A 24,244-nucleotide genomic window follows, 5' to 3' on the forward strand; every position below is an offset into this window, starting at 1 on the left:
TGAGGGCTGCGGGTGCAATCGGTGGAGTCAACACATTGACTGTCTACCCGGAAGTTCAGACGCGTCGGGTAGTTACCGCCACATCGCCGGCCGCCTTGGCCAAATGCAAGGCCCTTGGCCGACTCCCGCTCAGCACACATGCCGCGGCCAAGGCCTGGAGCAAGAAGATCACGATGAAATAGGCGTCGGTGGTGGCGCCCAACGATGGCGCTGCGTGCGCAGTACCGACCATCAAACCTGCCAGCACGGCGGGTGCAAATGCATAGAGCGCTTGAGACAGCGCCACACTCCGCGCCACCACGCGCGGCGTATCGACTGGCGCAAAGTCCGCCTGCGCGATGAGCGGCGGCAGCGACGTGGCATTGCCGATACCCAGCCCAAAAAGCACGACGCCCAGCACAAGAAGTGCGAAATGCTCAGGCCCGGCGATCAGCAAGGCAAGCGTTCCTGCGGCCTGTACCGAGTAACTGGCGGCTGCGGCGCGGCGCCTGTCGGCGTACCGGCCCAGCAGCCACCCCATGAGCAAGCGCCCGCCCATGCCACAGCCTGTCGCCAGTGCCATGATCCCACCCGCCAGCCGGGGACCCATGCTGGGCACCATCAAGGAAAAGAGCTGGGTGATCAATCCGATCTGAGCGAACAGGCCCAGCGACATCGCGGCGGCCAAGGTCAGGAATCTGCGGTCCTTCCAGAGCGTCGGGCAGACCTGGGCATCCGCGCCCGCAGGAACTGCAGGGGCCGAGCCGCAAGCCTGTGCCAGGCCATCTGCGGCTTGACCTTCGCCAGCGGGTGTCCCGGCGAGTTCACGGCAGGCGATGCTCAGCACCACGGCGATCATCGTCAGCCCCACCATCATGGCCGTGGCGGGAAAGCCCATGCGGTCGATCGCGACGGCCCAAAGCGGCGAGAAGAGCATGCCCCCGACACTGGCGCCGTTGTAGGCCTTGGCCAAGGCAAGCGGGCGCTTTTGGACAAACCAGGGCGAGATGATGGCATTGATGCCGGCCGCACCCAGCGGCACCCAACCGCCACCGGTGAACATGGCGGCGACGAACAGCTGCCACGGTTCCACGGCCGCGGCCCAACCGAGCACCCCGGCGGCCAGCAGGATGGCGCCGATCAGGGTTGTCGCCGGGATTCCACAGCGCCTGTGTATCCGGGGAAGGCAGGCAACGACAGCGGCACCGAACAGGAAGTGGAAGGTGACAGCGGCAGAAACCAGTGGCAGCGGCCACCCCGTGCGCGCAAGAACGGCATGCAGGAAGATCGGAGGGCCGTAGAACCCTACCCCCCAACCAAACAGCGCAAGAACAAACGCGGCGCGAATGACGTTGTTGCCGTAGAAGCGGGAGGATTGCGTGGCAACTAAGGATGGCATGGCGCAAGGGGCTCTGAAGGCGACGGGTGCCGCGATGCGCTCGATGCTATAGGCCTGGCCTGCCTGGATACTTCGCTGTGGGACGAAGCGTTGGCTCGGCCGTATGCCGTACCCTAGGACCAAAGGCAAGCCCATGAATACCAACCACATCGCCCGAATTGCATCCCTGGTGGGTGAACCCACGCGCGCCGCAATGCTGCTGCAGCTGATGGACGGGCGCATGCTGACGGCCACGGAACTGGCCAGGGCCGGGAACGTGTCCCCCCAAACAGGCAGTCGCCACCTGGCTCAAATGGTGGAATCAGGACTGATGTGCGTGGAACAGCGGGGGCGGCACAGATACCACCGGCTGGCATCGGGCGAGGTCGCCAAGGTGCTGGAAGGCATCATGCAGATCGCAGGGCAACGGCCTGCCCCGCGCATGGTCGTGACCGGCCCGCGAGATGAAACCATGCGCATGGCCCGCATCTGTTATGACCACATCGCCGGCCGTCTCGGGCTGGCCATTGCCGAAAGCTTGTTGGCGGACCGGGCAATTGTGTTCGATGGCGAAGCCGGGCTGGTCACGGACCGGGCCGCAGAGGTTCTTGGGCGCTGGGGACTCCCACTTGAGGCAGCGCAGCAGCAGCCCACGCGTGGCCGTCCTTGCTGCCGCCCCTGTCTGGACTGGAGTGAGCGCAAGGCGCATCTTGCAGGCCGGCTCGGCGCGATGATCTGCACCCACTGCCTGGACCAGGGCTGGTTGACCAGAAAGACCGGAAGCCGGGCCTTGGCGATCTCGGCTGTCGGAGCCACCACTTTCCGCAATCTCCTGGGTCTGGAAGTTTGGCATCGCGTGACGGACATCGCCTGACAGCACTTTCCATCTCAAGACATGCTGGCTCGTCCAGGCCTTTGGGGTTTCCGATCGACGACAAAATTCGAACAATGCTTGTCGGTTCCGCAGCCCTCTGGCAAAGGGCTACGCTCCCGAGCTGCATCGTTTCCTGTCAGCGCCGAGACCCCCTGCGTTCTCAGAACGTGTAGCGTGCGGTCAGCGTCACGCTGCGCGGCTCGCCATAAAAGCCCGTCTCGAACAGGCCCAGGCCGGAGTAGTACTTGGTGTCGAGCAGGTTCTTGACGTGGATGGCTGCCGACAGCTGCTTGCTGAACTGGTAGCGGGCCATCAGACTCACGAGTGCGTAGCCTTTCTGGCGGATGGTCGCGTAGTCGCCCGCCACCGGGTTCCAGACCCGGCCGTCGGTGGCGCTTTGCCAGGCAACGCCGCCGCCCACGGTCAGTGGGTTCCAGTCGCCGCGCAGGCGATAGCTCGTCGACAGCCGCAGCGTGTGCGCGGGCTGGCTCATCATCTGGGTCGAGCCATAGACAGTTTTGCCCTCGGCGTTGCGCACATGGGCATAGGCATAGCCGGCCTGCAGGTTCCAGCCCGCGGCCAGCTCACCGCTGACTTCGGCTTCTATGCCCTTGCTGCTCACGCCCTTGACGGCCCGGTAGATCGATTCGCCGTCGACGAAATCAACGTACTCGGCGACGTTGTCCTGCTGGATGCGGAAAGCGGCCAGACTGGCGTTGACGCGGCCATCGAGGAACTCGCCCTTGATGCCGGCCTCGATGCTGCGGCCCTGGACTTCAGGCAGGAACTGCCGGTTGGCGTCGCGCGATGTCTGCGGCGAAAAAATGCTGGTGTAGCTGCCGTAGACCGAATAGCTGTCATTGAGGTCGTAGACCACGCCGGCGTAGGGCGTGACCTCGCCGCGTGAGCGCATGCTGCTGGTGAGCGCAGGCGTCACGCCGTCGCTGTAGACGCGGGAGTCGCTGGCATCGACGCGGCTGACGCGCGCGCCCACGATCACCGACAGCGCATCCGTGGGCCGCAGGCGCGTGGCGCCGTACACGCCCGATTGGCGGCGCTTCTCGTCATACGCGGCGATCGGGGGAAAGGCCGGCTGGGTGTAATTGCCCGTCCAGCCGAAGATGCTGCCGGGCAGCATGGGGTACAGGGATTCGGACCAGGGGCCGTCGGTCTGCGTGTCCGACCAGCTCGCGCCCAACATGGCTTCGTGCTTGCGGCCCAGCAGCTCGTAAGGGCCGGACAGGCTGGCGTTGAGCGTGTTCTGCGTGCGGTTGCCGCGGAAGTCGCCCATGAAGAAGAACATGCCTTCTCCCGTGACCGCATCCGGGTTGCCGCCGCTGGCCGAACCCAGCAGCGAGCGGTGCTTGCTGCTTTCGCTGTTCGCGGTGAGCTTGAAATTCCAGTCGTTCGCCAGGCGCTGTTCCAGCGTGGCAAACAGGTTGCGCGACTCGAGCTTGCGCTGGCTCCAGGTGGTCGCGGGGTTGAACGAGCGGTCGAAGTCGGTGCGCGTGCCGTCGCTGAAGAACATGGGGAAACCCGTCCAGGTCGAGCCGCGCGGATCGGTGTTCTGGTAGTCCGCGCCCACGGTCAGGCGCGTGTCGCGCGTCAGGTCGGCTTCGACCACGCCGTACAGCACGCTCTTCTTTTGCCGGTAGTGGTCGAGAAAGGATTCACGGTCCTGGTAGGCGCCCACGAAGCGGCCGCGCACGCTGCCGCTGGCGTTGAGCGGGCTCGACAGATCGAGCTCGGTGCGCGCGCTGTTCCACGATCCGGCGCTGGCCGTGACCGAGCCCTGGAAATGGTCGGTGGGCCGCTTGCGCACGAAATTGACCGTGGCCGACGGATCGCCCGTGCCGCCCATCAGTCCGGTCGCGCCCTTGACGATTTCGACGCGGTCGAAAATCGCCATGTCGCTGTTGGTCGCGCCCCAATCGTAGACACCGTCGTAGTCCTTGGTGATGCCGTCGTACTGGAAGTTGGTGAGTGCGAAGCCGCGCGCGTTGAAGCCCCAGCGCTCGCTGTCGTAGTTCTGCACCGTGATGCCCGCCGCCTGCTGCATCACGTCCCGCACGCTGGTGCTGCCCTGATCGTCCATTTGCTGGCGGGAAACCACCGTGACCGTCTGCGGCGTCTCGCGCAGCGCCAGGTTCAGCCCCGTGGCCGATGCCGACGGCCCGGCCGTGTACGTGCCCGTGCCGTCGGTGCGCGCATCGCTGTGCGCCGCGGCCGTCACGGTCACCGCAGCCAGGGTCGCCGGGCCGCCCGGCGCAGGCGCGGCCGTGGGCATGGTGCGCAGCGCATAACCGCCGCCGGCCGATGGCACGGCCATCAGCTCCGTCCCCTGCAGCGCCTGCTCCAGCGCCTGCGCCACCGTGTACTGGCCGTTGACGCCGCCGCTGCGCAGCCCGTCGGTGACCGATGAGCCAAACGTCAGCAGCACACCCGCCTCACGTCCCAGGCGGTTGAGCACCGTTTCCAGCGGGCCGGCCGGGATGGCCCAAGCGCGCTGCGCGGCAGTTTGCGCAGTGCCGGCCTGGGCCCAGACCGTGTTCGGCGCCAGCACGGCCGCCACGGCCATGCTGGCCAGCGTGCCCACGCACAGCACCCGCAGCGCCAGGGCCACCGGGCCGGGTCGCGCAAGACCGGGTCGCGCAAGACCGGGGCGCGCAGGCACAGGATAGGAGGAAAAAGCCAAAGGAATCGGCTGCACGGTCTGGGAGCGCATAAAAAGCCTTGCGAAAGGGGATGGTGATGAAGCGGTCGGCGCACGCCAGTGCGCCCCTTGTCTGGATGACAAGCCACCGCGCCAAAACAGTTCATTTATTTGCGCGGCGGGCCTAGGCCGGCCGCACCGTCACCCAGTAGCGCGACAGGAAATGCACTTGCACCGCCAGCGAGGAAGTCAGCGCCGCCAGCACGCGGTCGGTGTCGGCCAGCGGGTAGGCGCCGGACACCAGCCAATGGGCCACGACCGGGTCGCAGCCCAGATGCCCGCGCCGGTAACGGCCCAGCTCGGCCAGGAAAGCATCGAGCCGCATGCGCGAAACCACCAGCATGCCGTCGGCCCAGGCGCCCGCGGCGTCGCCGATCGGGCCCTGGACCTGGGCCTGTGTCTGCGTGAATCGGCCCTCTTCGCCCGCTTGCAACAGCTGGCGCGCATCGGGCGCCTGGTCGGGCTGCAGCAGCACCGCGCCCTGCAGCACTTCGACCTTCACCTCGGCGTCGCGCGCGCGCACCGTGAAGCGCGTGCCGATGGCGCGCACCGCGCCCAGGGCGGTCTGCACGATGAACGGCCGCTGCCGCGCATCGGCGGCGGTCTGCACCAGCACCTCGCCGCGCACCAGTTGCACCACGCGTTGCGCGCCGTCGTAGCGGATGTTGATGGCGCTGGCGGTGTTGAGCACCACGCTGCCGCCGTCGGGCAAGGACAGCCGGCGCTGCTCACCCACGCCCGCCACGGCGTCGGCCGACCAGGCGCGCCAGGCGGGCGATTGCCGCAGCAGCGCGACGCTGCCGCCGGCCACGACCAGGCCCGCCAGCAGCTGCACGCTGCGACGCCTGCGCACCTGATCCGGGCCGGCCAGCGCCGCCCGGGCCAGCGGCAGGGAAATGCCGGCCATCTGCTGGCCCACGGATTCGATGCGCTGCCAGGCCGCCTCGTGCGCGGGATTGGCCGCGCGCCAGCGCTGCAAGTCCGCCTGCACCTGCTGGCGCGCCGCCACCGGCGCATCGCGCAGCTTCATCCACCAATCCACGGCCTGCCGGGCCACTTCCAGCGCGACAGCACCAGCGCCGTCAGCGCACGATTCGGGCATCGCCTCCATACCGGCCTACTCGGGGAAAAAGCAGCGCAGCGCCGCCTTGGCCAGATGCCGTTTGACGGTCGACACCGAAATCCCCAGCTCGGCCGCGATCTGGGCCTGCCCCAGGCCTTCGAGCTGCGCCAGCAGAAAAGCCTGCTTGGCCAGCGCGGGCAGGGAGCCCAGCCGACGGTCGATTTCCATCAGCGTCTCCAGCACCATCAACCGCGCCTCGGGCGGCGGCGTGACGGGCTCGGGCAAGGCGGCCAGCGCGTCCAGATAGGCCTGCTCGATGGCACGCCGGCGCACCTGGTTGATCAGCAGGTTGCGCGCCACGGTCACCAGGTAGGCGCGCGGCTCCTGCAGCGTGCCAACGCCCTGGCTGCACAGCAGCTTCAGGAAAGTGCTTTGCGCCAGGTCGGCCGCGTCAAAGGCATTGCCCACCTTCTTGCGCAACCAGCCCTGCAGCCAGCCGTGGTGGTCGGTGTAGAGCGTGGCGATTTCACAGTGGGCAGGTCTCTGAACGGCAGGCATGGGCGTTTCCCGATTCCTCTGTGGGACGAAAGCCCACAATTAAACAAGAATCATTCTTATTCAATTGTAGCCAAACGCCTATCGGCTTCGCCGACACCGGACACTCGCGCGTCTGTCGGCCGTGGAAAGCCGCACACGCGCAGCGTGGTCAGCGCCCGGCCCTGCCTTACTCGCCGGCCAGCGCCACCACCGGATCGAGCCGCGCGGCCGTCCTCGCGGGCATGTAGCCGAACAGCAGGCCCGTCGCGACGGCGCAGGCAAACGCAGCCACCATGGCCGACACCGAGATCAGCAGCGGCTCGCCCGCCAGCAGCAGCGCGGCGCACAGTGCCAGCCCGGCGAGGATGCCGATCACGCCACCGACCAGCGTCAGCAAGACCGCTTCCGTCATGAACTGGCACAGGATGTCACGCTGGCGCGCGCCCGTCGCCACGCGGATGCCGATTTCCCGGGTGCGCTCCTGCACCGACATCAGCATCACATTCATGATGCCGACGCCGCCCACGACCAGCGAGACCGCCGCGATCAACCCCAGCATCCGCGACAGGTTGCGCTGGGTCGCGGCTTCGGTTGCTATGGCGGCAGCGGCGTTCACGATGTTGAAATCCTCCCGCCCATGCCTGGCGAGCAGCAAACCCTTGAGCGCCGCCAAGGCCTGCGGTACCTGAGCCGCCGACAACGCCTGCACGGTCACGTACTGGGGCTGGACATGGCTCTGGTACAGCCGCGCACGCCCAGACTGGTAAGGGATGAATACCATCTCGTCGAAATCCTGCACCCCGGTGAGGGTGCCGCGCTCGGCCATCACGCCTATGACTTCAAACAGCGCATTGCCCACCAGCAACTGGCGGCCCGAAGGATCGGGCGTATCGGGAAAATAGTGCTTGCGCGCCTTGTGGCCCAGCACCGCCAAGGGGCGAGTTCACGGTCTTCGGTGCCGGTGTAATAGCGCCCCTTCTCGAGCGGCCAATGGTGCGCTGCCGGCATTTCCGCGCTGGTCGCAACCACCACCACCTGCTTGCTGACGTTGCCGTGGCGCACGGTGACGTACTCCGAGATCATCGGCTTCACGCGGCGGATCTGCGGCAGGGCGCGCACCGCGTCCAGGTCCTGCTCGGTCAGCAAACCGAAAGGACCGCCGCCGTCCGGCGACTGGCTGGCCAGATAGAGGTTGACCGTCCCCATGCTGCCCATGCGCTCCATGACCTGGCGACGCGTGCCTTCGCCTATGGCCGACATCACCATCACCGCCGCCACGCCGATCACGATGCCCAGCAGGGTCAGTGCCGTGCGCGTACGGCTCGCCCGCATGCCGCGCCACGCGGTGCGCACCGCTTCGCGCAGATCGCTCCAGCCCACGCGCCGGTCGGCGGCGCCCGCCGGGGCATCTGACAGCGCGGGCACGGCTGACGCGACCTGCGCAGCCGGCCGCCCGCTGTCCACGACAATGCGCCCGTCCTGTATTTCTATCACCCGGCTCGCCTGCGCGGCCAACGCCCGGTCGTGCGTGATCAGCACGATGGTCTGGCCCGCCTGTGAAAGCGCGTGCAGCAGCGCCATCACTTGCTTGCCGCTTTCGCTGTCCAGCGCTCCCGTGGGTTCGTCCGCCAGCAGGATCTGCCCACCGTTCATCAAGGCGCGCGCGATCGATACCCGCTGCTGCTGCCCACCCGACAGCTGGTGCGGGCGCAAATTCCCCTTGTCGCCCAGGCCCAGCCGGCCCAGCAAGGCCATGGCCCGCTCGGTGCGTTGTGCCTGGCCCAGGCCCGTATACAGGGCTGGCACCTGCACGTTCTCGCTCGCCGACTCGGTCGGGATCAAGTGGTAAGCCTGGAACACAAAGCCGAAGTGCGCGCTGCGCAGCACCGCCCGTTCGTTGGCCGTGAGCTGGGCCACATCCTGACCCTTGAAGCGGTAGGTCCCGCTGCTGGCCTGGTCCAGGCAACCCAGGAGATGCATCAGCGTCGACTTGCCCGAGCCCGAGGCTCCGACGATGGCGACGAACTCGCCGGCGTGGATGCGCAGATCCAGGCCGCGCAGCACTTCGACCTCGGGTTCGCCCGGCGGGCCGGCGTAATGCCGGCGTATGCCGCTCAGCTCCAGCAACGCGGGGGGGCCACTCACCATTGCAGCCACCGGGGTGTGCCGCCGACGCGCGACTCGCCGGTGATCAGCGCCTCGCCCACCTGCAGGCCGTCGAGCACCTGGGCCTCGCTGCGACTGCGCACGCCCAGGCGCAGGCTGCGCACTTCGGGCTGGCCGCTCGCCGCCAGCACACGCACGCTCGGACCCTCCGGCCCACTGTCAGGCGCCAGGGCCGACAGCGGCACGACCACGGCGTTGTCGACCTGGGCGGTGACAAAAACCACCTGCGCCGTCATCTGCGGCAGCAGTTCGCGATCGGCGTTGTCGACATCAAACAGGGCCGTGTAAGTCACGGCCTTGGTGGCCTGGCCCGAGCTGGCACTGCCCCCCGGTAACACCTGCCGCACGCGCCCCTGCCAGCGCCGGACGGCATGGTCCCGGCCACGGCCGAGGGTGGTGAAATGCACCGGCATGCCTGGCGAGATCTGGCGCACATCGGCTTCCGACACTTCGGTCCAGACAGTCATGACCGACAGATCGGCGATGCGCAGGATATTGGGCGTCTGATAGGCCGCATTCAAGGTCTGGCCCGCGCGCGCCTCGACCGCCACCACGGTGCCGGCCATGGGCGCATAAATGCGCGTGTACCCGAGGCGCGCGCTGTCCGCCTGGAGCGTGGCCTGGATCTGGTCGATCTGCGCCATGACCTGGCGGATGCGCGCCGCCGTGGCGGCCCATTCGGACTCGGCGATCTGCATTTCCTGCTGCGCCGACGCACCATGGGCGACGAGCACCGCCTGGCGCGCTCGCTGCTGGACCGCCAGGCGGTGCCGGGCTTCCAGCTCCTCCCGCTGGGCGCGCAATGCGGCCAGCTGGGCATTTCCAGCGTCCACCGCGGCGCGCTGCACACTGGGTTCTATCTCCACCAGCAGATCGCCTTTTTTCACGGTGTCACCGGCCTCCACCTTGATGCGCAGGATCTGGCCGGACACCTGTGCCCCCACGTCGACATAAGTGTTCGGCTGCAGTTGGCCGATCGCGTTGACCGTGGACATGAGCTCGGCGCGCACTACGGGCTGGGTGGCATAGACCACCCGCGTGGCGGTCGCCGTCCACAGCGCGGCAAGCCCTGCCGCCGCCAGCACCAGCGCACCGGCCCGCATCCCATATGACGACCAGCGTGTCATGACCGGCCCCGATGCGCCACCACGGGCCATCCGGCTGCCAACAGAAACCAATACCTCATCGCCCGCCCTCCACAACAAAGTCATACGCCCGGGGCACGCAGCCCAAAACCAGCAGAAAAGCAATAGAAAACAACAAATCGATTACTCAAAACTATGTAACTGCTAGCGAGGAATGGTTCCAGCGATTGGCGAGATAGAGCACTGCATCGGATCGCGGCGGCAACATGGTGCGTGGCGCTCGGCTCGGTGGCCCGAACTGCGTAAACATGCATAAAGCTCATACCTGGATGCGAACAAATCGTTTGCTCCCACTATGAACTCTGCCTACGATGGCCTCCAGCATCTGCCAACCATGCACACAACGCAGTGAGGTGGACGCAAAACCACCACCAACAGTATTCCAGGAGACCGACATGGCCAACCAATTCCAGTGGGACGATCCCTTCCATCTCGACCAGCAGTTGACGGAAGACGAGCGCATGGTGCGCGACGCAGCCCGCGACTACTGCCAGGACAAGCTGGCACCGCGCGTGCTGGACATGTTCCGCCATGAGAAGACCGACCTGACCATCTTCCGCGAGATGGGCGAATTGGGCCTGTTGGGCCCCACCATTCCCACGGCCTACGGCGGCGCCGGCCTGAACTACGTAAGCTACGGCCTGGTGGCACGCGAAATCGAACGCGTGGACTCGGGCTACCGCTCCATGGCCAGCGTGCAAAGCTCGCTGGTGATGGTGCCCATCAACGAATTCGGCTCCGAAGAACAAAAGCAGAAGTACCTGCCCAAGCTGGCCAGCGGCCAGTTCATCGGCTGCTTCGGCCTGACCGAACCCGACCACGGCTCCGACCCAGGCTCCATGGCCACCCGCGCCTACAAGGTCGACGGCGGCTACAAGCTCAAGGGCAGCAAGATGTGGATCACCAACAGCCCCGTGGCTGACGTGTTCGTCGTCTGGGCCAAGGAAGTCTCGGAAAGCGGCGCCGTAGGCCAGATCCGCGGCTTCATCCTGGAAAAGGGCTGGAAGGGTCTGTCGGCTCCTGCCATCCACGGCAAGGTCGGCCTGCGCGCCTCCATCACCGGTGAAATCGTGATGGAAGACGTGTTCGTCCCCGAAGAAAACGCTTTCCCTGAAGTGCGCGGCCTCAAGGGCCCGTTCACCTGCCTCAACAGCGCGCGCTTCGGCATCGCCTGGGGCGCCATGGGTGCGGCCGAAGCCTGCTGGCACACGGCCCGCCAGTACACGCTGGACCGCAAACAGTTTGGCCGCCCCCTGGCCGCCAACCAGCTGGTGCAGAAGAAGCTGGCCGACATGCAGACCGAAATCACGCTGGGCCTGCAAGCTGCCCTGCGCGTGGGCCGCATGAAGGACGAGCACCAGAACGTGGTCGAAGTCACGTCGCTGATCAAGCGCAACAACTGCGGCAAGGCCCTGGACATTGCACGCCTGGCGCGTGACATGCTGGGCGGCAACGGCATCAGCGACGAATTCGGCGTGGCCCGCCACCTGGTGAACCTGGAAGTGGTCAACACCTACGAAGGCACGCACGACGTGCACGCCCTGATCCTGGGCCGTGCGCAGACCGGCATCGCTGCTTTCTGCAACTGATCGCGGCCCACGGGCTGGGGAGCTTTTGCTCCCAGGGAAGGAGCGCTAGCCGCTCCTTTTTTTGTTTTCACCGGGCCACTCACGGCCAACCGCCATGAACCACGACTCCCCCTCCGCTTCCAAGCCTGCGGCCCTGGCCGGCATCAAGGTGCTCGATTTGTCGCGCGTGCTCGCCGGTCCCTGGTGCACCCAGATGCTGGCCGACCTGGGCGCCGACGTCATCAAGGTCGAGCGCCCCGTCGCCGGCGACGACACCCGCCACTGGGGCCCGCCCTTCCGCCAGGACGACGCCGGCCAGGACACGCGCGAAGCCGCCTACTTCACGGCCTGCAACCGCAACAAGCGCTCCATCACCGTCGACATGGCCCACCCCGAAGGCCAGGCCCTGCTGCGCAGCATGGCCGCGCAAGCCGACGTGGTGGTGGAGAACTTCAAGGTCGGCGGGCTGCGCCAGTACGGCCTCGACTACGACAGCCTCATCGCCCTCAATCCGCGCCTGGTCTACTGCTCCATCACCGGCTTCGGCCAGGACGGCCCCTACGCCGAGCGCGCGGGCTACGACCTCATGGTCCAGGCCATGTGCGGCCTGATGAGCGTCACCGGTCATGCCGACGGCGAACCCGGCGGCGGGCCGCTCAAGGCCGGAGTGGCTGTGATCGACGTGTTCACCGGGCTGTACGCCAGCAATGCCATCCTGGCGGCGCTGAACGCGCGCCACAGCACGGGCCAGGGCCAGTACATCGACATGGCGCTGCTGGACGTGGGCATGGCCGTGCTGGCCAACCAGGCCGCGGGCTTTCTGTCCACCGGCCAGACGCCGGGCCGCGCGGGCAATGTGCACCCCAGCCTCGCGCCCTACCAGGACTTCGTCACGCTGGACGGCAACGTGCTGCTGGCGATAGGCAACGACGGCCAGTTCGCGCGCTTTTGCGCCGCCATTGACCAGCCGCAATGGGCGCAGGATGCGCGCTTTGCGAGCAATACGGCGCGCGTGCAGCACCGCGGCGAACTGCTCGCCCGCATGGAGCCCCTGCTCAAGACCCGCAGCACCGCGGCCTGGATCGCACTGTTCGAGGACAAGGCCGTGCCCTGCGGCCCGATCAACACCGTGGCCCAGGCTTTCGACGACCCCCAGGTCCAGGCCCGGGGCCTGCGCATTGAATGGCCGCGCACCGACGGCGACCGACTGCCCCCCGTGGCCGGCGTGGCCAACCCCATGCGTCTGTCGGGCACGCCCGTGGTCTACCACCGCGCGCCGCCGGCGCTGGGCCAGCACACCGAGGAAGTGCTGCAGGAGATGGGGCTGGACGCCGCGCGCATCACCGCGCTGCGCACGGCCCAGGCCATTTAGGCGCGGCGCGTCACGGCAGTAACGGCCTACCCGGCCGCTGCTGCCAGGCTGCGGAAACAGGCATCAGAAATGCCCGGATTCCGCGTTGAACATGCGAAAAATCCGCGCGATTTTATGCAGGCGAAATCACGCCATTTCTCCTCTGAAAACCAAGGGAAAACACCGAACCGATTTCGATGCGTTTCGCTGCGAGAAGCAAAAACTATCCACTAGCATGAGTGATCGATTAAGAGCACAGACAGGAGACATTTCAATGGTTCGTTTCAGCCTCATCGCGTTGGGCATCTTTTCCCTTTTTGGCGGCGCGGCCGCCCAGTCCGCTTATCCCACCAAGCCCATCAAGCTGCTAGTGCCTTTTGCCGCCGGCGGCACCACCGACCTGATCGCCCGCGTGATCGCCGACCCCCTGGGTCGTGAGCTGGGCCAGCCCGTGATCGTCGAGAACCGCGGCGGTGGCGGCGGCAGCATCGGCGCCGCCGAAACCGCACGCGCCCATCCCGACGGCTACAACCTGGGCATTGCCACCGTGTCCACCACGGCGACCAACCCGGCCATCAATCCCAAGATCCCGTACAACGTCGCCACCGACTTCACGCCCATCATCAACATTGCGGCCACGCCCAATGTGATCGCGGCCAACCCCAAGTTCGCGGGCAAGAACTACGCCCAGTTCCTTGACGAAGTGAAGAAGCACCCCGGCAAGTACTCCTACGCATCGCCAGGCACGGGCTCCATCACCCACTTGATGATGGAAATGTTCAAGCTGTCCACCGGCACGGACATGATCCACGTGCCCTACCGTGGATCGGGCCCGGCACTGAATGACGCCGTCGCCGGCCAGGTGCCGCTGATTTTCGACAACCTGCCTTCGGCCCTGCCCTTCATCAAGGAAAAGCGCCTGGTCGCCCTGGCCGTCGCCGCCCCCGAACGCGTGGCCGCGATGCCGGACGTGCCGACCTTCAAGGAAGTCGGCCTGGAGCCTGTCAACCGCATGGCCTACTACGGCATCATCGGTCCCAAGAACCTGCCCAAGGACATCGTCGACAAGATCAACGCCGCCACGCGCAAGGTGCTGCAGGACCCCGCGATCCGCAAGCGCATCGAGGAAACCGGCTCCATCATCCAGGCTGGCACGCCCGAGAAGTTCGCCCAGCAGATGAAGGAAGAGCTGGCGGTCTACAAGGACGTGGTCGTCAAGCAGAAGCTGACCATGGAGTGAATGTAGCCCCCACGCTTGCCCACTGCGTGTGGCTGCGCTGCCCCCCAGGGGGGCCGTCCGCTGGCTTGGGGCGGCCCGGCGCCAGCGGGGTTGCCCCCTCGCTTGCTCGGCTAGCGCCGCTGCCCCCGAGAGGGCGAAAAAAATCCCCGCAATTGCGGGGATTTTTTCGTTCAGGCGCCTACAGGAAGTATCAGCTGCCTTCGCCGAGCTGCATCTGACCTGCCGCGCGGGCCTTCTCCATATCGGCCACCACTTCGGCGCGGGTCAGCGGCTTGCCTTGGCTGTTGGGCAGCGACTTCATCTGCATGCCGGTGTCTTCCAGATACACCATCTCGCCATTGGCGCGGGCCTGCTCCAGTTCAGCGATCACCTGGGCACGGGTCTTGCCCTGTGCTTGGGGCTGGGCTGGGTACTGCTGGGGATGGAGCGCATTGCGCGGCATGCTGCTTTCGCCGTCGACGATGTTGCCGGTGCGCTGGGCTTCGGCCAGATCGGCCAGGACCTGGGCACGGCTCAGACCCGTGGTGGGTTCGGCGGCCAGGGCATGGCCAGCGACTGCGGCAGTCAGGGACAAGATCAGAATCGAAGCGCTTTGACGAATGGATTTCATAAGATTTCTCACAATTTTCAAAAATGGCTGTGCAAGCCGGCGAGCGGCGACAGCGCAGTCATGGCGGCATTCGTTGTGGCCTTGCCGCCGATCAGGCCAGGAGCTTTTCAGGGAGCCATCCCTTGCCGTCTTGGCTAGACAGGCGGCAGGAAGGAACTCGCAAGACAATCGGGAGGTGGCGAATCACCGTGCCGGGTAACCGGCTCGGTGGCCTCCCGACCACGGGAGTCAACGCCTTGCATTCGCAACAGCCCGTCCACGATGGCCCTGGCCTGTGGACGAGACGCAGCCTCGACCAAGGCGTCGACCAGGGCGTTGGCCGTGGTCTGGGACACTGAAGAAAAAGCCCATGCACCGGCCGACATGGCTGGCACGGGGCCCGCTGCTGACTGGCTTGTACGCAAGTGCATTTCCATCCCCTTTCCATCGATGCTGTGAAGCGAATGAGGCAATTCTGCAGCGTGCGCACTGACATGAAGATTGCAAAGACATTACGTTTTTGTCATGTGCAATCGGGTATTTCCCTCTACCATTCCCTTCTTCCTAGAGACTTGATGTCAATTCCATGCGCATATTAATTATTGAAGACGAGGTGAAATCCGCGGATTACCTGCAAAAGGGATTGATGGAATCCGGCTATCAAGTGGAAGTCGCCTACAACGGCGTGGATGGATTGCATCTGGCCCAGAATTCCGATTTTGATTTGTTGATTTTGGACGTGATGCTGCCCGGAATGGATGGCTGGAGTTTCATTCGCAAGTTTCGTGAAACCCGCCAGACGCCCGTGCTTTTCCTGACCGCCCGCGACGCCATTGAAGACCGGGTCAAGGGGCTGGAACTGGGCGCCGACGATTACCTCGTCAAACCGTTTTCCTATGCCGAGCTGCTCGCACGTGTGCGCACACTTCTGCGCCGCACGCCAGTGCGTGATCCGGAGATCTTTCGCCTGGCCGACCTGGAGATGGATGTGATGCGCCGACGCGTCACGCGCCAAGGCCAGCGCATCGACCTGACCAACAAGGAGTTCGCCCTGCTGCAGTTGCTGCTGCAGCACCAGGGCGAAGTGATGTCGCGCACCCGCATCGCCTCCCAGGTCTGGGACATGAACTTCGACAGCGACACGAATGTGGTCGATGTGGCCATACGCCGGCTGCGCGCCAAGATCGACGATGCCTACGACACCAAGCTCATCCAGACCGTGCGCGGCATGGGTTACCGCATCGAGGCCAGCGCGACATGAAACGCCTTCACCAAATCAGTTTGCGCCTGCGCCTGGCGCTGATGTTTTCAGCCGTGAGCGCGATTTTGTTTGGCGTCATGGGAATATGTGTCTACAGCGCCCTGAAAACTGAAATCAGCACGCGCGACGACGAATCATTGCTCGCCCGCATTGAGCGCGTGCGCATCGTCGCCGGAGACCCGGAGCATGTCGAAGCCTTGAGAAAGAACCCCCAGCTGTATGCCAATATCCTGGGCAGCAAGGAAAATGTCCTCTGGGTCATGAACGACAAGGGCGAAGTGCTGATTGAAATCAATCCCATAGGCATGCGCCGCCCGCCCCTGCCCGCACCCAACTCGCCCATGCTGTTTAACAGCCCCGGCCCCGAAGCCGCACGGCTGGCCTGGATGCATGTGGTCACGGCGAACGAAAGCCTGGACGTGATCACCGGCAAGCTGCTGTCCGAGCGCGCGCACATACTCGCCGCCTTCAGCGCCAATCTGGGGCTGGCCTGGTTGGCGGGCGTGCTGCTGGCCTTTGTCCTGGGCTGGGAAGTGGTGCGCCGCGGCCTGCTGCCCCTGCGCCGCCTGAGCCTGCAGGCCGCGGCCATTCACCCCCAGCAACTGGGGCTGCGGCTGGACGCTGACCAGCAACCGCAGGAACTGCAAGGCCTGAGCAACGCCTTGAACCTCATGCTCGAACGGCTGGAAGAAGGCTATTCGCGGCTGTCGCGTTTTTCCGAGGACCTGGCGCATGAAATGCGCACCCCGCTCAACAACCTCATGGGCCAGAACCAGTTGGCGCTGAACCAGCCGCGCAGCGCGGAAGAATATGAAAACCTGCTGGTATCCAACCAGGAGGAATACGAGCGCATGGCCCGCATGATCGACAACATGCTGTTCCTGGCACGGGCGGAAAAGCCCGAAGCCATGCTGCAGCTCAAACCGCTGGACCTGTCCAAGCTGGGCGACCGGCTGTGCGAGTATTTCGAAGGCATGGCCGAGGAGCGCCAGATGCAGATGCGCAACCTCGCGCAAGGCGGGCTGATCGCCGACACCTCCCTGCTGGTCCGCGCCTTGGCCAATCTGATCTCCAATGCCTTGCGCTACGGCTCGGCCGGCAGCGAGGTCACGCTGCGCAGCCGGGTGCATGCGCAAGGCCTGGACATCGAAGTGGCCAACCAGGGCGAACCCATAGCCGCCCAGCATCTGCCTCGGCTGTTCGACCGCTTCTACCGCTGCGACCCCTCGCGCGCGCAACCGGGCGACTCGGGCGGCCTGGGACTGGCCATCGTCCAGTCCATCATGCAAATGCACAAAGGCCAGGTGCTGGTCGACAGCCAGCCGCACGAGACCCGCTTCATTCTGCGTTTCGGCCTCGAGTCGGTGACGACGCCGCCAGCCAGCGCGGACTGCCACACCAGCTGCTGAAAGCACGGCGCCAGAGGCTCGCGCTCGGCCTGCGCCTGCTTCCCGGGTGCGCTGATTGCTTCCCCTGCGTCGGTCCATCCCGCGGCCACAAGGCCGCATGAAGAGCATCGCCGCGCCGCGGCCCATGCGCCCTACCTGAACCAGCCTGCGCCCGCCCCGCTTTGGGGCAAGCCGCGCCGAAAGGCCGGGAACGCCTGCACGACACGGCCACACCCTGGCTGCGGGCCCCGGGCCGAACAATTTTTGCCCCTATCGAACACATGCGCGTCAACCCTAGTTGCGCAGGCCGCAAGCATCGACTATTCTCGGTGCCTGGAATATTGCTAATATATTTACAGTCTATTTAAACCCGAGTCCTTAGCCCTTCCTCTTGCAGCCTGCCGGTCGAACCAACCGGCGAGCTTCCAGGGGAAAGCCGACAGCCCCACCCGCGACTTTTTTACCAAGGGAGTTTTCATGAACACGAACATCTTCACCGGCACCATCCCTGCACTCATGACGCCGTGCACCCCAGACCGCCTGCCCGACTACGACGCGCTGGTCGCCAAGGGCAAGGAGCTCATCGCCGCCGGCATGAGCGCTGTCGTCTACTGCGGCTCCATGGGCGACTGGCCGCTGCTGACGGATGCGCAACGCCAGGAGGGCGTGGCCCGCCTGGTCGCCGCGGGCATCCCGGTGATCGTCGGTACCGGCGCCGTCAATTCCAAGGCCGCCGTGGCCCACGCAGCCCACGCCGCGCAAGTCGGCGCGCAAGGCCTCATGGTGATTCCGCGCGTCATGTCGCGCGGCGCATCGGCGACCGCGCAGAAAGCCCATTTCTCCGCCATTCTCGAAGCCGCGCCGAACCTGCCGGCCGTGATCTACAACAGCCCCTACTACGGCTTCGCGACGCGGGCCGATCTGTTCTTCGAACTGCGCGCCAAGTACTCGAACCTGATCGGCTTCAAGGAATTCGGCGGCGCGACCGACCTGCGCTATGCCGCGGAGCACATCACTTCCAAGGACGATGCCGTCACCTTGATGGTGGGCGTCGACACCCAGGTATTCCACGGCTTCGTGAACTGCGGCGCCACGGGCTCCATCACGGGCATAGGCAACGCGCTTCCCAAGGAAGTCCTGCACCTGGTCGAGCTGTGCAAGAAGGCCGCGAAGGGCGATGTCGCCGCGCGCCGTCATGCGCAGGAGCTGGAGTCTGCGTTGGGCGTGCTGTCGTCCTTCGATGAAGGCTGCGATCTGGTCCTGTACTACAAGTACCTGCTGGTGCTCAACGGTCAGAAGGAATACGCCTTGCACTTCAACGCGAGCGACGCGCTGACCGACTCGCAGCGCCGCTACACGGAGGCGCAATACCAGCTCTTCCGCGACTGGTACGCCGTCTGGTCCAAGGACCTGGGCCGCTGATAACGCTCTGAAAGGCTCCCCCATGGGAGCCTTTTTTGAATGCACAGCGGCATGACTTCTCAAGCTGGCCTTCTTCTTGCTATCAAGACAGGGTTCCACGTCGCTGCCGGCAGCCATGCCCGGCTATCCCAGGCAAACACCTATTGGCGCGATCTCCGTGGACGCTTAATATATTTGACATATGTTTGGGTTGTGGGCAGTTTGTTTTAATTCATTTTCAAAAACGCAGAAGACGCTTCATGGACGATATCGCCAACTCCTCCACTGCCCACAAACCACCACCGCCTATCGTGCGCTGGGTGCTCGACGCCTCGGACGCCCTGCTGCGCCTGGAGCGTTGGCTGCTCACCTTCCTGATGAGCCTGTTGACGGCGCTGATCCTGCTCAATGTGGTCACGCGCTACGGCGGCATGCCGCTCTACTGGGTGGATGAAGCCTCTGTGTACACCGTGGTCTGGCTCACCTTCGTCGGCGCCTCGGCCATGACGCGCCTGCGACTGGACTTCGCGGTCACCATGCTCACCGAAAAGCTGGGCCCACGCAAGGCGCAGATCGCCAAGGTGATGGCCACCTCAGGCGTGCTGATCTTCGCCTTGGCACTGCTGGCCATGTGCTGGATCTGGATGGATCCGGTCGGCATCGCCCGCAAGGGCTTCGACGCCCGGGAATACGCGGCGGAGTCGTTCAATTTTCTCTACACCGAGCGCACGCAGACGCTCGAATGGCCGGTGTGGGTGCTGCAACTGATCATGCCGATCTTCGCGGTCTGCATGAGTCTGCATGCACTGGCCAACCTGCTGGAAGACCTGCAGCTCGCACCCCAACGCAAACACCCTGCCTTCCAGGCAACCCATCCCGAAGCGGTGAACTGACATGCTGACCTCCATCTTCTTCATCGCGATCATGCTGGTGGGCGTGCCCATCGGCCTGTGCCTTTGCCTCTCGGGGATCTTCTACATCTACAACACCGACAACCCGGTGCTGCTGCAGTCCTTCCCCACCCAGATGTTCGCCGGCGTGGACAGCTATGGCCTGATTGCCATCCCGCTGTTCATCCTGATCGGTGAAATCATGAACAGCGGCGGCATCACCCGCCGGCTGGTCGACCTGTCGATGGCGTTTGTCGGCTCCATCAAGGGCGGGCTGGCCTACGTGAACATCCTGGCGAACATGCTGGTCTCGTCCATCATCGGCTCGGCCACGGCGCAGGTCGCCATCATGTCGCAGGTAATGGTGCCGGAAATGGAAAAGCAGGGCTACGACAAGACCTTCGCCGCCGGCCTCACGGTCTACGGCGGCATGCTGGGCCCCATCATTCCGCCGTCGGTGATGTTCGTGGTCTACAGCGTGCTGGCCCAGGTGGCCGTGGGCGACATGCTGATCGCCGGCATCCTGCCGGGCATTCTGCTGACGCTGCTGTTCTTCGGCGTGATCGCCTGCATGGGCCTGATCTACAACTACCCGCGCAGCGCCAAGCGCACGCTGCGCGAGCGCGCCATGACGGTGCTGACCTCCAGCCCCACGCTGCTGATTCCGCTGGTCATCGTCGGCTCCATCCTCACCGGACTGGCCAACCCTACCGAAGCTGCGGCCGTGGGCGCGGTCAGCGCGGTGCTCGTGGGCCGCTATGTCACGCGCGAATTCAAGTACTCGGATCTGAGCGCGATCATGCTGCGCTCGGCCATCTATTCGGCCATCGTGCTGTTCCTGGTCGCCGCGGCCTCGGTGTTCTCGTGGCTGCTGATCTACGGCAAGATTCCCCAGATGGTCGCCGCCTGGATCCAGACCGTGGCTCACGATCCCATCACCTTCCTGCTGCTGGTCAACGTGATCCTGCTGATCATCGGCACCGTGATCGACGGCATCCCGGGCCTGATCATGACCGCCCCCATTCTTCTGCCTATCGCCACCGAGATCTACCACATCGACCCGCGCCATTTTGGTGTGGTGATCGTGATCAATCTGGTGCTCGGACTGATGACACCGCCGGTGGGACTGAGCTTCTTCGTGGCCGCCGCGGTCACGGGGGCCAAGCCAGGGCGCATGTTCATCGTCACCCTGCCCTTCTTCATCATCAGCGTCATCGCACTCATCATGCTTTCGCTGTTCCCCAGCCTGTCGCTGGGCCTGCTGAAATAACCGCTTCCCTGTTCTGCCGCCATCCCTCTCCAAGGAGTTTTTCATGACCCTGAACCGTCGCCACTTTCTTCAGACTTCGGCCATTGCCGCCGCTCCGCTGGCTTTCGTGACCCCTTCGCGCGCGGCCGCGGCCAAGGAGTTGCGTCTGGGCATCATCACGCCCGCGGGCCACTCGTGGAACCGCGCCGCGCTGCAGTTCGGCGAGGCGCTGGCCAAGGCGACCAACGGCCGACTCACGGTGACCGTTTTCCATTCCGGCCAGCTGGGCAACGAATCGGTCATGATGCAGCAGCTGCAGTCCGGCGCCCTCGACATGGGCTGGATCCAGGCCGCGGAGCTGGGCACGCGCGTCGCTAGCGTGGCCTCGATCAACGCGCCGTATCTGGTGCGCTCTACGCCGGCCGTGGCGAAGCTGGTCAAGACGCCCGCCGCCCTGAAGCTGCTGGATGTCTTGCCGCGCGAGACTGGTTGCATCGGCCTGGGCTGGGGCATCACCGGCATGCGGGTGGTGTTCGCGACCAAGGAGATCAAGACGCCCAACGACCTCAAGGGCCTCAAGATCCGTATCAACCCCACGCCGGTCTACCGCGACTTCTACCAATACTTCGGCGCGGCTCCGACCCCCATCCCCACGCCCGCGGTGTTCGATGCCATGACCAACGGCCAGGTCGACGGCCTTGAAGCCGACGTGGAGTTCTCCTGGAATCAGCGCTTCGACAAGGTGTCCAAGGTCATGATGCCGATGAACGCGCTGTTCATGCCTTTTGCCCCGCTGTTCTCCGGCCGCGTCTGGAACACCCTGGACAGCAAGGACCGCGACCTGATTCGCCAGCTCACGGCCCAGGCCCTGGACATCCAGATCAACGACATCGTCACCACCGAAGCCGGTCTGCTGGAGAAGTTCAAGAAGGAATCCATCGTCATGCGCGATCTTTCCAACTTCGACAACAAGCCGGCCATCGACGCATTCGACAAGATCTGGCTGCCCAAGGCGCCGCAGATCGCGGAACTGCGGGCCGTCGGCGCTAAACTTTAAACACCCCCTGAGCCGCTGACGCGGCTCCCCCCTCTCAACCTTCGGTGGAGGGGGGCGACACCGTCGCTGCGGGGCGGCCCTTGCTCGGTGTCCCCTTGCTGGGGCGCGCCAGTTGCGTAGGCCGTGGGCGTTGCTAGCCTTGAAAAAGCGCCCCCTGCCCTCTCGACCTGCGATGGAGGGGTCAGGGCTGGGGCTTTCAGCTTTCGATGATGCGCTTGGCGAAATCTTCGAGGTAGTCCATGAGGCGGTTGGCGCCGGTGATCGCCGCCGCTTCATCGCCCGTGGCGATTCCCTGGGCCAGTTCCAGGTGGGCGCGCGCGCCTTCGGAGATCTCGCCGGCGTGCTGGTAGGCATACCAGAATCGACGGCATTGAACGATCAGCGGCGTCACGCACTTCACCGCCGAACGGTTGCGGCTCGCCGTGTGGATGACGACATCCAGCTCATGATCCCAGCGCATGTATTCGTCCAGATTGCCGCGCTCGGCAGCCGCCACCATCTTCTCGGCGCATTGGACAATTTCCTTGCGCTGCGCGGCCGACGCGCGGCGCGCCGCGCAGGCCGCAACCAGGTTCTCCAGCACCCTGCGCGTCTGGATGACGTCAAGGTGTTCCGCCAGGTCGATGTTCGAAACGAGCAGGCCGCGGCGCGGCTGCTGAACGATCAGGCCGATGGAGATCATGCGCAGCAAGGCTTCGCGCACCGGTGTTCTGCCCATGCCCGTGCGCTCGGCAAGCTCGGCTTCCACAATGGGACTGCCGGGCTCGAGCTGCATGGTCGACATCATCGTTTCGATGGCGTCGTAGGCAAGATCCGCAGCACGGCGTTTGGCCGGAAGCGCCGCCTTGACCTTGGCAGTGGAGGTCTTCACGCGCGAAGCTGTGGATTTTTGTGGAGTAGACATCAGATGAAGGTTCTTTTCGGCTTTTGTGCTGCAAAAGCCAAAATGGTTGGTTCAATTATATTGACGAAATACTGAGGGTACATCACCGGGTTTTCTCTGTAAGTCCGGTGCGCAAAAGCCTTGCGTCCCAAGCCGCTCAGCGCAGCAGTTGCAGCAGGTCCCGCAACAAGGCCGCGGGAATCTGGACGCAGCCTGCGGACAGACTGCGACTTCTGGCGTTGAAGCGGCGCTGGGAAGGCAGGCGCGCACCCTGGTCCGTGATGCCGTCGAAGAGTTTTTCGGCCCGCAGGCGGTCTGCGCGGAAGTCGCCCTGGCTGAAGAACCGGGGGTCGAACGCCAGGACCAGTTCACCGTGGCAAGGCGCGGCGCCCGCGCCGCCGTCGACGATGCGCGATTCGACGCTGGTCATGTCGCCGATCAGCGGCCCCGCCAGCAATTCGATCATCGTCGCCAAGGCCGAGCCTTTGTAGCCGCCGAAAGTCAGCATCGCGCCCTGATCCAGCACGGTGGCGGCGTCGCAGCTCGGCTCACCTTCGGCGTCCATGCCCCAGCCCTCGGGAAGCGCGCGTCCGCTCCTTCGATAGAGTTCGATCTCACCGCGCGCCACGGCACTCGTCGCAAAGTCGAAGACGTAGGGAAGCTCGCCCACACGCGGCCAGCCAAATGCGATCGGATTCGTGCCGAACACGGGCCGGCAGCCGCCAGCGGGCGCGACCCAGGAATGGCTGGGCGTCATGGCCAGCGCGGCCACACCATGCGCCACCAAGGCCTCGACCTCGGGCCACAAGGCCGAGAAGTGATAGCAGTTGTTGATGACCAGCGCGGCAATGCCCGTCTTGCGGACTTTTTCAAGCAGCAACTGGCTGCCCACCTCGAAAGCCAGCTGCGAAAAGCCGAACTGCGCATCCACGGCGACGACGCCGAGCCCGCGGTCGCTGACGACCGGCCTTGCATCGCGGACCACGCCACCATGCTGCAGCGTCTTGGTGCACGACAGCAGCCGGTAAATGCCGTGAGAGTGGCACTCGTCGCGCTCCCCCGCCGTGATGACGCGGGCGATGGCCTGGGCCTGCGCCGCCGACAGACCATGGTGTGTCAGCACACGGTATGCAAACGCATGCACTTCCTCCAGGGTCAGCGCCACGCAGGCATCGGACGAAGTCGCCGTTTCGGCACTGTCACCGAGGCGCTTGAAGTCGGTGTCTGTCATGAAGTTCACGGTGTTCTCCTCTCTCCAAGGCGCTCTCGGACCGGAGAACGCCTTACACAAAATAAATATATTATCAACATACTTATAGCATGCGAGTGGGGAATGCAGCACTTGCGAGGTCTTGCGTTTTCGGCCTGGCATGCTGGAAAGCACTGCCCCCGAAGACAATAAAGATACCTACAATATATTTACAGTATCTTCTGCTGGCGCAGTGCCCCGGGAATCCGCGTCGCACGCCCCAGCCTGAAGACCCGCCGTTCACCACCATCGATCACACCAGG

General features: G+C 65.0%; 18 protein-coding genes and 1 pseudogene. 10 read left to right on the plus strand and 9 right to left on the minus strand.

Annotation, left to right across the window (positions count from 1 at the left end; translation table 11 throughout):
- Positions 1–55: 55 nt before the first annotated feature.
- On the minus strand, positions 56–1,378 hold the full coding sequence (locus N0K08_RS05010) for an MFS transporter (RefSeq protein ID WP_261498966.1): 1,323 nt from the start codon (positions 1,376–1,378) through the stop codon (positions 56–58).
- A gap of 133 nt (positions 1,379–1,511) precedes the next feature.
- Between N0K08_RS05010 and N0K08_RS05015 the strand changes: the two genes are divergently transcribed.
- On the plus strand, positions 1,512–2,231 hold the full coding sequence (locus N0K08_RS05015) for an ArsR/SmtB family transcription factor (RefSeq protein ID WP_261498967.1): 720 nt from the start codon (positions 1,512–1,514) through the stop codon (positions 2,229–2,231).
- Positions 2,232–2,391: 160 nt separating this feature from the next.
- Here N0K08_RS05015 and N0K08_RS05020 read toward each other — a convergent pair whose 3' ends face one another.
- From N0K08_RS05020 to N0K08_RS05040, 5 genes and pseudogenes are all read right to left on the minus strand, one after another.
- Entirely contained in the window at positions 2,392–4,956 is a 2,565-nt protein-coding gene (locus N0K08_RS05020; RefSeq protein ID WP_261498968.1) for a TonB-dependent siderophore receptor, read from the minus strand.
- 112 nt (positions 4,957–5,068) lie between these two features.
- On the minus strand, positions 5,069–6,046 hold the full coding sequence (locus N0K08_RS05025; protein WP_261498969.1) for a FecR domain-containing protein: 978 nt from the start codon (positions 6,044–6,046) through the stop codon (positions 5,069–5,071).
- 15 nt (positions 6,047–6,061) lie between these two features.
- The gene (locus N0K08_RS05030) at positions 6,062–6,565 is read right to left on the minus strand and encodes a sigma-70 family RNA polymerase sigma factor (RefSeq protein WP_261498970.1); all 504 of its coding nucleotides are present in this window, start codon (positions 6,563–6,565) and stop codon (positions 6,062–6,064) included.
- 166 nt (positions 6,566–6,731) lie between these two features.
- Positions 6,732–8,692, minus strand: a pseudogene (locus tag N0K08_RS05035) (ABC transporter permease).
- Entirely contained in the window at positions 8,686–9,837 is a 1,152-nt protein-coding gene (locus N0K08_RS05040) for an efflux RND transporter periplasmic adaptor subunit (protein WP_261498971.1), read from the minus strand. The pseudogene N0K08_RS05035 and the gene N0K08_RS05040 overlap by 7 nt, the downstream one beginning before the upstream one ends.
- A 413-nt stretch (positions 9,838–10,250) precedes the next feature.
- Between N0K08_RS05040 and N0K08_RS05045 the strand changes: the two genes are divergently transcribed.
- The 3 genes from N0K08_RS05045 to N0K08_RS05055 all read left to right on the plus strand — a co-directional run bounded on the left by N0K08_RS05045 (position 10,251) and on the right by N0K08_RS05055 (position 14,014).
- Entirely contained in the window at positions 10,251–11,444 is a 1,194-nt protein-coding gene (locus N0K08_RS05045; RefSeq protein WP_261498972.1) for an acyl-CoA dehydrogenase, read from the plus strand.
- A 94-nt stretch (positions 11,445–11,538) separates the two neighbouring features.
- On the plus strand, positions 11,539–12,795 hold the full coding sequence (locus N0K08_RS05050) for a CaiB/BaiF CoA transferase family protein (RefSeq protein WP_261498973.1): 1,257 nt from the start codon (positions 11,539–11,541) through the stop codon (positions 12,793–12,795).
- Between the two features lie 253 nt (positions 12,796–13,048).
- Positions 13,049–14,014 carry a tripartite tricarboxylate transporter substrate binding protein BugE gene (locus N0K08_RS05055; protein ID WP_261498974.1) on the plus strand — a complete coding sequence of 322 codons (966 nt, stop codon included), beginning with the start codon at positions 13,049–13,051 and terminating at the stop codon, positions 14,012–14,014.
- A 190-nt stretch (positions 14,015–14,204) separates the two neighbouring features.
- Here N0K08_RS05055 and N0K08_RS05060 read toward each other — a convergent pair whose 3' ends face one another.
- On the minus strand, positions 14,205–14,624 hold the full coding sequence (locus tag N0K08_RS05060) for a DUF4148 domain-containing protein (RefSeq protein ID WP_261498975.1): 420 nt from the start codon (positions 14,622–14,624) through the stop codon (positions 14,205–14,207).
- A gap of 565 nt (positions 14,625–15,189) precedes the next feature.
- Here N0K08_RS05060 and N0K08_RS05065 point away from each other — a divergent pair.
- The 6 genes from N0K08_RS05065 to N0K08_RS05090 all read left to right on the plus strand — a co-directional run bounded on the left by N0K08_RS05065 (position 15,190) and on the right by N0K08_RS05090 (position 21,849).
- Positions 15,190–15,864 carry a heavy metal response regulator transcription factor gene (locus N0K08_RS05065; RefSeq protein WP_261498976.1) on the plus strand — a complete coding sequence of 225 codons (675 nt, stop codon included), beginning with the start codon at positions 15,190–15,192 and terminating at the stop codon, positions 15,862–15,864.
- Positions 15,861–17,273, plus strand: coding sequence for a heavy metal sensor histidine kinase (locus tag N0K08_RS05070; RefSeq protein WP_261498977.1), 1,413 nt, complete (start codon positions 15,861–15,863; stop codon positions 17,271–17,273). Before N0K08_RS05065 ends, N0K08_RS05070 begins: the two co-directional genes overlap by 4 nt.
- A gap of 456 nt (positions 17,274–17,729) precedes the next feature.
- A complete protein-coding gene (locus N0K08_RS05075) occupies positions 17,730–18,674 on the plus strand; it encodes a dihydrodipicolinate synthase family protein (RefSeq protein WP_261498978.1) in 945 nt (314 codons plus the stop codon).
- Positions 18,675–18,913: 239 nt separating this feature from the next.
- Positions 18,914–19,546, plus strand: coding sequence for a TRAP transporter small permease (locus N0K08_RS05080; RefSeq protein ID WP_261498979.1), 633 nt, complete (start codon positions 18,914–18,916; stop codon positions 19,544–19,546).
- A 1-nt stretch (position 19,547) separates the two neighbouring features.
- Positions 19,548–20,813, plus strand: coding sequence for a TRAP transporter large permease (locus N0K08_RS05085; protein WP_261498980.1), 1,266 nt, complete (start codon positions 19,548–19,550; stop codon positions 20,811–20,813).
- 43 nt (positions 20,814–20,856) lie between these two features.
- On the plus strand, positions 20,857–21,849 hold the full coding sequence (locus N0K08_RS05090; RefSeq protein WP_261498981.1) for a TRAP transporter substrate-binding protein: 993 nt from the start codon (positions 20,857–20,859) through the stop codon (positions 21,847–21,849).
- Between the two features lie 196 nt (positions 21,850–22,045).
- Here the strand turns inward: N0K08_RS05090 and N0K08_RS05095 are convergent, their stop codons facing one another.
- Both N0K08_RS05095 and N0K08_RS05100 read right to left on the minus strand, forming a co-directional pair.
- Positions 22,046–22,753 carry a GntR family transcriptional regulator gene (locus N0K08_RS05095; RefSeq protein WP_408642904.1) on the minus strand — a complete coding sequence of 236 codons (708 nt, stop codon included), beginning with the start codon at positions 22,751–22,753 and terminating at the stop codon, positions 22,046–22,048.
- Positions 22,754–22,889: 136 nt separating this feature from the next.
- On the minus strand, positions 22,890–23,963 hold the full coding sequence (locus N0K08_RS05100) for an Ldh family oxidoreductase (RefSeq protein ID WP_261499653.1): 1,074 nt from the start codon (positions 23,961–23,963) through the stop codon (positions 22,890–22,892).
- Positions 23,964–24,244 lie beyond the last annotated feature (281 nt).

It is taken from the genome of Acidovorax bellezanensis (genome assembly GCF_025421555.1).
GTDB lineage: Bacteria > Pseudomonadota > Gammaproteobacteria > Burkholderiales > Burkholderiaceae_C > Comamonas > Comamonas bellezanensis.